This is a genomic window from Streptomyces sp. NPDC048671 (assembly GCF_055587045.1).
On sequence record NZ_JBVJHB010000016.1, the window covers coordinates 239,637 to 249,789 of the forward strand.

The following is a 10,153-nucleotide window of genomic DNA, read 5'->3' on the forward strand; positions in this document are numbered from 1 at the left end:
ACCCCGCCCTATTACGGTCGCGTGTGGCGGTGCCCGGCTGGGACCATGCCGTATGCCCGGAACACCCGAAGACACGCAAGCGGCGGAGGCGGCCCGCGCCCGGTTCGACGCCCTGGTCACCGAGGCGGACACCGTCTCCGTGGCCGGATGGGACTTCTCCTGGCTCGACGGCCGGGCCACCGAGGAACGGCCCTCCTGGGGTTACGCCCGTGCCATGGGGGAGCGGCTGGGCCGGGCGGGCGCCGCGCTCGACATCCAGACCGGCGGGGGCGAGGTCCTCGCCTCCGCGCCGAAGCTGCCTCCGCTGACCGTCGCCACCGAGTCCTGGCCGCCGAACATCGCCCGCGCCACCGCCCTGCTGCACCCGCTCGGCGCGGCCGTCGTCGCGGACGCGGACGAGCCGCCGCTGCCGTTCGGTGACGCGGCCTTCGACCTCGTCGTCAGCCGGCATCCTGTGACCACCTGGTGGGACGAGATCGCCCGGGTCCTGGCACCCGGCGGCACGTACTTCTCGCAGCAGGTCGGCCCCGCCAGCGTCTTCGAACTCGTCGAGTACTTCCTCGGCCCGCAGCCGCCGCGGGTGCGTGGCGCACGCGACCCGGAACAGGCGCGCGCCGCCGCCGAGGCGGCCGGTCTCGAAGTCGTCGCCCTGCGGCCCGAGCGACTGCGTACCGAGTTCTTCGACATCGGCGCCGTCGTCTACTTCCTGCGCAAGGTGATCTGGATGGTGCCGGGCTTCACCGTCGAGCGGTACCGGCCACAACTGGCCGCGCTGCACCAGCAGATCGAGAACGAGGGCCCGTTCGTCGCGCACACCACCCGCTTTCTGATCGAGGCCCGCAAACCGGGGCGGCTTCTCTGAGGCCGTATTCCCTTCCGGCGCCCGAAGGATGGCACTCTGGTCGCTGAGCCCACGGGGAAGGAGCAGGCCATGAGGGTCGGCAGCGACGAGGAAGCCACGCGCAGCCCGCGGCAGGGGAACTCCGAATGGCTCAGAGGCGCACGGATCGTCGGTGTCCTGGGTGTCTTCTACCGCCCCGAGGGGCGGATGGGTGAGCCGGAGGCCGTTGAATTCCTGCTGTCCGACAGCCAGTCGGTGCTTCTGACGTGTGCATCCGACGGCACCCTGCACGTCGGCGCCGGTACCTGGCCGCGTCTGCCCGACTGGTGCGTACCGGCCGCGCAGTGGGAGTTCGCGACGATGGCGAACCTGCCGCAACCGCCCGACGGCGGCTGGACGGTGCTGAGTACCGAGGAGCGCCGGGACGAGCGGGGCGAGGTCCACGAGGCCGTCATCCGCTGCGAGGGCGGCCGCTTCGTGGTCATCGGCGGCGACACCGTGGGAATCAGGTTCACCCGGGGCCACCGGGGCGCGGCGTCCGCGACCTGACGGCATGATCCAAACGAGAGGCCCCGACCTCGCCGGCCGCCGCGCGCAGCCGGAATGTGTACGTCCTGTGCATGTCTCGTGGACGGTTCCGGCGTCAAGGCGACACTCCCGGGTGTCCGTGCAGGTCCAAGGGCTCCGGAGCCCCGTATTCCGTGCTCACAACGGAGTCCCGCACATTCGGAGAGTAATTATTCGGCGGCGATGCACACAGCATCACTTACGAAGGGTTATGGTGGAAACCCCCCCTCGGGCCGGTCCGTAACCCCCCCCACGGACCGGCCCGTTTTTTTGTGCTCCGGCGCAGACGGGGCGCGTGGCACCCGCCGATGTGTGGTCCGTCAGGACCGTCCGGCCCAGATGTTGGTGCCCGCGGTGTCCACGGCGAAGGTGTCGATCTCCTTCAACTCCGCTGCGGACAGAGCCGGACCGGCCAGCGCCGCGACGTTCTCCTCCAGCTGCTTCACGCTCGACGCGCCGATCAGAGCCGACGTCATGCGGCTGTCGCGCAGCACCCAGTTGAGGGCCAGCTGGGCCAGCGACTGGCCGCGCCCCCGTGCGATGTCGTTCAGCCCGTTGAGCCGGCGCACCACCTCGTCCGAGAGCAGGTCCGGGTCGAGGGACTTGCCCTGGGTGGCGCGCGAACCCTCCGGGATGCCCTTCAGGTACTTGTTGGTCAGCAGCCCCTGGGCGAGCGGCACGAAGGAGATGCAGCCCATGCCGGCCGCCTCCAGCGTGTCCAGCAGTCCGTCGTCCTCGGTCCAGCGGTTGATCATCGAGTAGGACGGCTGGTGGATCAGGGCCGGCACGCCCATCTCCCTGAGCAGCCGGGCCGCCTCGGCGGTCTGCCCGGAGTTGTACGAGGACACCCCGACGTACAGCGCCTTGCCCTGCCGCACGGCGGAGGCCAGGGCCCCCATCGTCTCCTCCAGCGGGGTGTCCGGGTCGAAGCGGTGCGAGTAGAAGATGTCGACGTGGTCGAGGCCCATCCGCCCGAGGGAGGCGTCGAGCGACGACAGCAGGTACTTGCGCGAGCCCCACTCGCCGTAGGGGCCGGGGTGCATGTCGTACCCGGCCTTGGTGGAGATCACCAGCTCGTCGCGGTACGGGGCGAAGTCCTGCCGGAAGAGCTTGCCGAAGTTGAGCTCGGCCGAGCCGGGCGGCGGTCCGTAGTTGTTGGCCAGGTCGAAATGGGTCACGCCGAGGTCGAAGGCGCGGCGCAGGATGGCGCGCTGCGAGTCGAGCGCGCGGTCGTCGCCGAAGTTGTGCCAGAGGCCGAGCGAGACGGCCGGGAGCTTGAGGCCGCTGCGGCCGGTGCGCCGGTACTCCATGGAGTCGTAGCGCGTGCCGGCGGCCTGGTAAGAGGAAGAGGAATCAGTCACGTTTCCCTCTTTATCACGGACCTGTGACAGGCCGGGTTGGGCCGGTGCGACGCCTGCGCAGTAATGTGGCGGCTTCGGGACTGCCACGGCACGGCGGGGCGATCAGCCCCCTACCGGTGCGACGATCCCCAGGGGGACAGCCCCGGGCGAGGCGGCGGGCGGGCCCGCACCGAACCGAGAGGTGGACTCAGTGAACTTGCGCGACCTGGTGTACGGGCTCTACGCCCGCCGGGTGGAGGCCCGCCTCGATCACACCCAGGTGCCCAAGCACATCGGTGTCATCCTCGACGGGAACCGGCGCTGGGCGAAGGCCTCCGGTGGTACGGCCGCCGAGGGCCACCAGGCCGGCGCGGACAAGATCAAGGAGCTCCTCGGCTGGTGCAGTGAGACCGACGTCGAGGTCGTCACCCTCTGGATGCTGTCCACGGACAACTTCGACCGGCCCGAGTCGGAGCTGATCCCGCTCCTCGGCATCATCGAGAACACCGTGCGCGACCTCGTCGCGGACGGCCGCTGGCGGGTCCACCACGTCGGCACGCTCGACCTGCTGCCCGCGCACACACAGATGGTCCTCAAAGAGGCCGAGCAGGACACGATCGGGGTCGACGGAATACTGGTCAACGTCGCCGTCGGCTACGGGGGCCGGCAGGAGATCGCGGACGCGGTGCGGTCACTGCTGCTCGACCACTCCTCGAAGGGCACCTCCTTCGAGGACCTGGCGGAGATCGTCTCGACCGACCTGATCTCCGAGCACCTCTACACCCGTGGCCAGCCCGACCCGGACCTGGTGATCCGGACCAGCGGGGAGCAGCGCCTGTCCGGCTTCATGCTCTGGCAGAGCGCGCACTCGGAGTACTACTTCTGCGAGGTCTTCTGGCCGGCCTTCCGCCGGGTCGACTTCCTGCGGGCCCTGCGTGACTACGCGGCCCGTCACCGCCGCTACGGCGGCTGACACCACTCTCCCGGCGGCCCGCCCCCGCCCGGTCCGTTCCGCGTGTGCCGGGGACGGCAGCGGAAGCCACCGTTCGGGTGGTGTTCTTGGCCGGTGGCCCCGTAGGCGGTGCACTCTCCCACCCCGCCCGCCCCCGGCGGCATGGCTTCGCGTGTTCGAGGGAATACCCCTGACAGGTCGACGTCCGGTCAGGAACCAGGCGGATGTCGTCACCAAGTGAGCGGCATCGAGTCCGCTCGCCCGGGAGGCCCTTTGCACACGAAGGACCGTACATACAGTGCGGCTGACGTCGAGGGCCGGCGCTCGGCCCGCGCAAGGTGGCCGAAGCCCGGTCCGTCCTCTCCCTTTGGGATGCTCCGCGACGTCGTCGCACCCCAACCTCGTCCGAGGGGGTACGTCCTTCCGTGGTGACCAGCACAAAGCGCCGCATGCCCGACAGGCGCACCTATGTTCTCGACACCAGCGTCCTGCTGGCCGATCCGAACGCCATGTCCCGCTTCGACGAGCACGAAGTCGTGCTCCCGATCGTCGTGGTCACGGAACTGGAGGCCAAACGGCACCATCCTGAGCTGGGGTACTTCGCCCGGCAGGCCCTGCGCCTGCTGGACGACTTCCGGGTCCGGTACGGCCGGCTGGATGCCCCGATCCCGCTCGGGGATCTCGGCGGGACGCTGCGCGTCGAACTCAACCATTCCGATCCCGGCGTACTGCCCGCCGGCTACCGGTTGGGGGACAACGACTCACGGATTCTCGCGGTCGCGCGCAATCTCCAGGCCGAGGGGTACGACGTCACGGTCGTCTCCAAGGACCTGCCGCTGCGCATCAAGGCGTCGTCGGTCGGCCTCCTGGCCGAGGAGTACCGCGCCGAACTCGCCATCACCGACTCGGGCTGGACGGGGATGGGCGAACTGCCCCTCGCCGCCGAACAGGTGGACCTGCTCTTCGGAGAGGAGACGCTGTACGTTCCCGAGGCCGCCGATCTGCCCGTGCACACCGGTCTGGTCCTCCAGTCCGAGCGCGGCAAGGCGCTCGGCCGGGTGACGCCGGAGGGCAATGTCCGGCTCGTCCGCGGCGACCGGGAGGCCTTCGGCATCCACGGCCGCAGCGCCGAACAGCGCATCGCCCTGGATCTGCTGCTGGACCAGGAAGTCGGCATCGTCTCGCTCGGCGGCCGGGCCGGCACCGGCAAATCCGCCCTGGCGCTCTGCGCCGGTCTGGAGGCAGTGCTGGAGCGGGGGCAGCACAAGAAGGTGATGGTCTTCCGTCCGCTGTACGCGGTCGGCGGGCAGGATCTCGGCTATCTGCCCGGTTCCGAGGCCGAGAAGATGGGTCCCTGGGCGCAGGCCGTCTTCGACACGCTCTCGGCGGTCGCCGGGCGCGAGGTCATCGAAGAGGTCCTGGGGCGGGGGATGCTGGAGGTGCTGCCGCTCACCCACATCCGGGGCCGGTCGCTCCACGACGCCTTCGTGATCGTGGACGAGGCCCAGTCGCTGGAACGGAACGTGCTGCTGACCGTGTTGTCCCGGATCGGGGCTAATTCCCGGGTGGTGCTCACGCATGACGTGGCCCAGCGGGACAACCTCCGGGTCGGCCGGTTCGACGGAGTGGTCGCCGTGGTCGAGAAGCTGAAGGGCCATCCGCTCTTCGCGCACATCACGCTCACCCGGTCCGAGCGTTCCCCCATCGCCGCGCTGGTGACCGAAATGCTGGAGGAAGGCCAGATCTGACACGGGATAGGACAGTTGGTGCCGCCCGGCGAGCCAAGGAGCCTAGCCGGGCGGCATCGTGTTGCGGTGCCATTTCCGTAATTCACATGCTCCAAACGAGGTGTGAGCTTTCACACGCAACAGAGAATTGCTTCACGGCGTCCCGTTCCGGCAGAGTCTTGCTTCCGTCAGGCCCCGCATACGGCACCCCCGCACCTCCCGAGGTGCAAGGCACCACACAACTCAACAACCGCCGTCCGTATGCCGCCCGCGAGCACCACGCGGCGCTCCCTCCGGGGAGTCGCCCACCGGGCCCGTGTCTCCCGTGACCCAAGCAGTAGGGAGGCCAGCGTTCAGGGGCACGATTGCGCCCGCGAGGTCACCTAAGCGGGCGATGCTGGAAGGACACCGTGTGAGCCGGATCTCGGTCCGGGGGTTCGCCGTGGCATCTGCCACAGCGGTAACCACCGTAGGCGCCGTCGTAGGAGTTGCGGCGGGCAGTACTCCCGCTGTCGACGACAACAACTTCGAGGCCACCGCAGCCGACACCACGCTGCTCGCCGACATCCCCGCGGGCCAGCAGGCCCAGGTGCAGACCGCTTCTCTGACGCAGCAGGCCGACGCCCAGGCGTCGGCGGCCGACGCGACGGCGAAGAAGTCCGCCGAGGAGTCGGCCCGTATCCAGGCCGCCAAGGACGCCAAGACGAAGAAGCAGGCGGCCGAGGACCAGCTGGCGAAGGAGCGGCAGGACAAGAAGGACGAAGCCGAACGCGCCAGCCGTTCCGAGGTCCGCACTGCCTCCTCCCCCTCCTTCACCGCCCAGAGCTCGTACAGCGTGGCCGAGATCCAGGCGCTCGCGCGTCAGATCGTGCCCGCCGACCAGTTCCAGTGCTTCAGCAACATCGTGGACCACGAGTCGACCTGGAACTACCGGGCGACCAACCCGTCTTCCGGCGCCTACGGCCTCGTCCAGGCGTATCCCGGCTCGAAGATGGCGTCCGCCGGTGCCGACTGGCAGACCAACCCGGCCACGCAGATCAAGTGGGGCCTCAGCTACATGAACGGCCGCTACGGCAGCCCGTGCGGTGCCTGGTCCTTCTGGCTGGAGCACCAGTCGTACTAGAGCCCTCGCCGGTTCGTTCCGGTCTCAACCGCACGAAGCCCCTCGCCGTCCTACGGTGGGGGGCTTCGCGCATGTACGGTCGTGCGGGACCGTTCCAGGGGGGAGCGGTGGGGAGAACGGACGGGGGTAGAGGAACCGTTATGTCAAAACTGCCGGGATGGCTCGGACAACTGGGTGCTGAACTGAGCAGGCTGGGTGAGCGCCTGGAGGAACGCCGCGTCGAGGCCGATGACGAGGACGACAAGGCGGCGCGCGAGGGTTCACCGGCGATGGCCGGCACGGAGCCGGGGGACGGGCTCGCGAAGGGCGCCGCCGCCGTCGACCATGTGCCGCCGCCGCCCGCGTACGCCCCCTCGGTCGCCGCTCGCCCCGATCCGGTCGCCGCGATCCCCTGGGGGATGCGGGTGGCCGCCGAGGCCGGCTGGCGGCTGCTCGTGCTCGCGGGCACCCTCTGGGTGCTCATGCGGGTCATCAGCGCCGTGCAGTTGGTGGTGCTGGCCTTCGTCGCCGCGCTGCTCGTCACCGCGATGCTCCAGCCGACGGTCGCCCGGCTGAGGCGGTACGGGCTGCCGCGCGGACTGGCCACCGCGGTCACCGCGGTCCTGGGCTTCGTGATCATGGGCCTGGTCGGCTGGTTCGTCGTCTGGCAGGTGATGGACAACATCGACACCCTCTCCGACAAGGTGCGCACGGGTATCGAGGACCTGAAGAACTGGCTGCTGGACAGCCCGTTCCATGTCACCGACCAGCAGATCAACGACGTCGCGAAGAACCTCAGCGACACCGTCGGCACCAACACCGAGGCCATAACCTCCGCCGGACTCCAGGGCGTCACGGTGATGGTGGAGCTCCTCACCGGGATGCTGCTGGCGATGTTCTCCACGCTCTTCCTGCTGTACGACGGCAAACGCATCTGGCACTGGGTGCTCAAGCTCGTGCCCGCCCAGGCCCGGCCGGGCGTCGCCGGCGCCGGTCCGCGCGCCTGGCGCACACTGACCGCGTATGTGCGGGGCACGGTCATAGTCGCGCTGATCGACGCGATCTTCATCGGCCTCGGGATCTACTTCCTCAAGGTGCCGATGGCCGTACCGCTGGCCGTCTTCATCTTCCTCTTCGCTTTCATCCCGCTCGTCGGAGCGGTGGTCTCCGGGGCGCTGGCCGTGGTGGTGGCGCTGGTCACCGAGGGCGTGTTCACCGCGCTGATGGTGCTGGTGGTGGTCCTGGCGGTGCAGCAGATCGAGGGCCACATCCTGCAGCCGTTCATCCTGGGCCGCGCGGTGCGCGTGCACCCGCTGGCCGTGGTGCTCTCGGTCGCCGCGGGCGGCATGATCGCGGGTATCGGGGGCGCTGTCGTCGCGGTGCCGCTGGTCGCGGTCACCAATACCGTGGTCGGCTATCTGCGCGCGTACGGGCAGGAGGAGTCCCGGCGCCATTCGCCGCCCCCGCACGGCTCGACCGCACTGGACGTGGCGCCGACCCCGGCGCCCGGATCGCCGCCGGAGGGGAACGGCGACCGCAGCGACAAGGAGCCGGTGGCGGACGCGCCGAAGGAACCCTGAACAGGCACAGAAGAAGCGGGCACAGAAAGAAGGGCCCCGTGGACGGTCGGTCGTCCTCGGGGCCCTTCTCGTACAGGGGTACTGCGGGTGTTACTCGGCGAGGACGGCCTCGGCCTCAAGCGTCACGCCGACCGCCTGGATCACCGAGGCGATCTTGACGGCTTCCTGAATGGTCTCACGGTCCACGCCGGCCTGGCGCAGCACCTGCTCGTGGGAGTCCAGGCACTGGCCGCAGCCGTTGATCGCGGAGACGGCGAGCGACCACAGCTCGAAGTCGACCTTCTCCACGCCCGGCTTGCCGATCACGTTCATCCGCAGGCCCGCACGGAGCGTCCCGTACTCGGGGTCCGACAGCAGGTGCCGGGTCCGGTAGAAGACGTTGTTCATCGCCATGATGGCGGCGGCCGACTTCGCGGCGGTGTACGCCTCCGCGGAGAGGGCGGCCTTCGCCTCCGGCTCCAGCTCGCGCAGCACCTTCGGCGAGCGCGAGGCGATCGCGCAGGCGAGGACGGTGCCCCAGAGCTGCTGCTGCGGCAGTTCGCTGTTCCCGATGACCGAACCGAGGTTCAGCTTCAGGTCCTTGGCGAAGTCCGGAAGAGCGGCCTTCAGTTCGTCGAGTGCCATGTCGGTGTCAGCTCACTCGCCCGAGAGGAGCGCGACCGGGTCCAGGGTGGTCTCACCCTTGGTCCAGTTACAGGGGCACAGCTCGTCGGTCTGCAGGGCGTCGAGGACCCGCAGGACCTCCTTGGGGTTACGGCCCACGGAACCGGCGGTCACCATCGTGAACTGGATCTCGTTGTTCTGGTCGACGATGAAGACGGCGCGCTGCGCGAAGCCGTCCTCGCCCTCGATGCCGAGGTCCCGCATGAGCTCGTGCTTGGAGTCGGCCAGCATCGGGAACGGCAGGTCGGTCAGGTCCGGGTGGTCCTTGCGCCAGGCGTGGTGCACGAACTCGGAGTCACCGGAGAAGCCGAGAACCTGGGCGTCGCGGTCGGCGAACTCCTCGTTCAGCTTCCCGAAGGCGGCGATCTCGGTGGGGCACACGAAGGTGAAGTCCTTCGGCCACGCGAAAATCACTTTCCAGCCCTCATACGACTTGTGGGTGATGGTCTCGAACTCCTTGCCCTTCTCCAGGGAGACGCAAGCAGTCAGTTCGAACTGGGGAAACTGGTCACCGACAGTGAGCATGATTCGGGGCACTCCTGTGTTGCTCGGGGTTGGACCTAAGCACAGTCCCACATGCCCCATTGATCACGGAAATCGGCCACGCCGAAGGGATTGATAGGAGTAGGGGATCAGTGCTATGCGTGGGATGCTCGGCTCAGCGGCCCGCTCTGAGGCCCCTGCCCAGGAGAACAGAGTGGGCCGCATTTTTCGGTCCCGCCGGGTTCGATCATGGTGCGGGAAATTGTGTTCATCACCATTTCCGGGGCCCTGTTCTCCGGTTCACCCTCGCTGCAAGATCGCCCTTTTGGTCGCGTATGGGTTTGAGGTGGCCTGCCCGCCGCACACCGTCGCCTGCCGCGCTCTCGGGGCAAGCCATCCTGGTGATATGGCGCTGCCCCGAGCTTCCTGCCCCGCCTGCGGTCGTTCCGTCGCCCTCATGCTCACGAAGAGGCTGGGGCACGGTGCGGTCGTCGACCACAAACGCGAGCGGAAGTCGCTGACGCTGTGCGCCGGTTCGGAGACCCATGTGCCGCTTGCGCAGGCTGCTGCTTGGCAGTTGGAGCTCGAGGGGTAACAGGCAGTGTCCGTGGAGACCGGTGAGGCAATGACGCTGTTCTGATCGAGCTTCTGGCCCTCTGGCGAACGGTGCAAGTACTCCTCAAGCCGGATCATGGCTTCGGAGCGGTGCAGGCGGGTTTCATAGTCGAGACCGACCCGATCGGCTGGCTCGTGCACCACCGCTGCCGCACCCGGGAGACGATCCCCAACGGGTGCGACAGCTAAGGGCTTGCAGATCATTAACACGTCGTCTTGATCTTGTTGTCCTCGCTGGTCTGTGCCTGGACCCGGGCCTGAAGGGCGGCGAGGGCCGTGGGTG

The 10,153-nt window shown here is 68.7% G+C and carries 9 protein-coding genes; 6 read left to right on the forward strand and 3 right to left on the reverse strand.

The annotated features are described in order from the left end of the window. Positions 1-52 precede the first annotated feature (52 nt). Positions 53-862 (forward strand): class I SAM-dependent methyltransferase, encoded by an 810-nt coding sequence (locus tag ACZ6S6_RS30185; RefSeq protein WP_469707871.1) that lies wholly within the window; start codon positions 53-55, stop codon positions 860-862. A gap of 69 nt (positions 863-931) precedes the next feature. Then, positions 932-1,390 carry a hypothetical protein gene (locus tag ACZ6S6_RS30190; RefSeq protein ID WP_362967213.1) on the forward strand — a complete coding sequence of 153 codons (459 nt, stop codon included), beginning with the start codon at positions 932-934 and terminating at the stop codon, positions 1,388-1,390. 338 nt (positions 1,391-1,728) lie between these two features. On the opposite strand, the gene mgrA is transcribed toward ACZ6S6_RS30190, so the two are convergent. Continuing rightward, positions 1,729-2,769: an L-glyceraldehyde 3-phosphate reductase gene (gene mgrA, locus ACZ6S6_RS30195; protein ID WP_469707874.1), complete on the reverse strand. Its 1,041-nt coding sequence runs from the start codon at positions 2,767-2,769 to the stop codon at positions 1,729-1,731. A gap of 190 nt (positions 2,770-2,959) precedes the next feature. Here mgrA and ACZ6S6_RS30200 point away from each other — a divergent pair, with 190 nt between their 5' ends. The 4 genes from ACZ6S6_RS30200 (at position 2,960) to ACZ6S6_RS30215 (ending at position 8,109) form a co-directional block, all read left to right on the forward strand. Beyond that, a complete protein-coding gene (locus tag ACZ6S6_RS30200) occupies positions 2,960-3,721 on the forward strand; it encodes an isoprenyl transferase (RefSeq protein WP_362967218.1) in 762 nt (253 codons plus the stop codon). A gap of 404 nt (positions 3,722-4,125) precedes the next feature. Beyond that, positions 4,126-5,448, forward strand: a complete 1,323-nt coding sequence (locus ACZ6S6_RS30205; protein WP_362967220.1) for a PhoH family protein — start codon at positions 4,126-4,128, stop codon at positions 5,446-5,448. A gap of 391 nt (positions 5,449-5,839) precedes the next feature. Further along, positions 5,840-6,550 (forward strand): aggregation-promoting factor C-terminal-like domain-containing protein, encoded by a 711-nt coding sequence (locus ACZ6S6_RS30210; protein ID WP_362967222.1) that lies wholly within the window; start codon positions 5,840-5,842, stop codon positions 6,548-6,550. Between the two features lie 140 nt (positions 6,551-6,690). Continuing rightward, the gene (locus tag ACZ6S6_RS30215) at positions 6,691-8,109 is read left to right on the forward strand and encodes an AI-2E family transporter (protein WP_469707878.1); all 1,419 of its coding nucleotides are present in this window, start codon (positions 6,691-6,693) and stop codon (positions 8,107-8,109) included. Between the two features lie 90 nt (positions 8,110-8,199). Here the strand turns inward: ACZ6S6_RS30215 and ACZ6S6_RS30220 are convergent, their stop codons facing one another. After that, positions 8,200-8,733: an alkyl hydroperoxide reductase gene (locus ACZ6S6_RS30220; protein ID WP_362967226.1), complete on the reverse strand. Its 534-nt coding sequence runs from the start codon at positions 8,731-8,733 to the stop codon at positions 8,200-8,202. 12 nt (positions 8,734-8,745) lie between these two features. Continuing rightward, positions 8,746-9,297, reverse strand: a complete 552-nt coding sequence (locus ACZ6S6_RS30225; protein WP_362967228.1) for a peroxiredoxin — start codon at positions 9,295-9,297, stop codon at positions 8,746-8,748. Positions 9,298-10,153 lie beyond the last annotated feature (856 nt).